General features: G+C 43.7%; 1 protein-coding gene. It reads left to right on the top strand.

Features of this window, described 5'->3' with window-relative positions; all coding sequences use genetic code 11:
* Positions 1 to 46: 46 nt before the first annotated feature.
* The coding region (locus tag FD29_RS03860) for a hypothetical protein (RefSeq protein WP_157049380.1) at positions 47 to 714 on the top strand (668 nt) is incomplete at its 3' end.

Genomic DNA, 714 nt, shown 5'->3' on the forward strand with positions numbered 1-714 from the left:
AAGTTCTAAGTAAAGAGTTTAATCTTTACTTAGAACTAATCTTAGGTTGTTTCCTACTTCTGATAAAGGTTATACTGCTACAGATCCTGCTACCGGTAAGACAGTTACATCTATCACTGGTACTTTGGATAAAGATGGTAAATTTGTCCCTGATAACGGACAAGTCGATCCTGCTTCAGTTGTTTATAAAGGTGACAAGACTCCGGCTGTCACCGAGCCTACTTTCAATGTCCCTGATTCTTCAACTCCTACTGCCGGTACTTTGACAGATGCAGATGGCAAGACTATCGCCGCTGGCGATTCTGCCCACACCGGTGATAAGGTCACTCTTACTGTTCCTGAATCTAAGACTGGTTATACTGCTACTGACCCTGCTACTGGTAATAAGGTGACATCTATCACTGGTACTTTGGATAAAGATGGTAAATTCGTTCCTGATGACGGACAAGTCGATCCTGCTTCAGTTGTTTATAAAGGTGACAAGACTCCGGCTGTCACCGAGCCTACTTTCAATGTCCCTGATTCTTCAACTCCTACTGCCGGTACTTTGACAGATGCAGATGGCAAGACTATCGCCGCTGGCGATTCTGCCCACACTGGTGATAAGGTCACTCTTACTGTTCCTGAATCTAAGACTGGTTATACTGCTACTGATCCCGCTACTGGTAATAAGGTGACATCTATCACTGGTACTTTGGATAAAGATGGTAAATT

This window comes from Companilactobacillus mindensis DSM 14500 (assembly GCF_001434275.1).
Lineage (GTDB): Bacteria > Bacillota > Bacilli > Lactobacillales > Lactobacillaceae > Companilactobacillus > Companilactobacillus mindensis.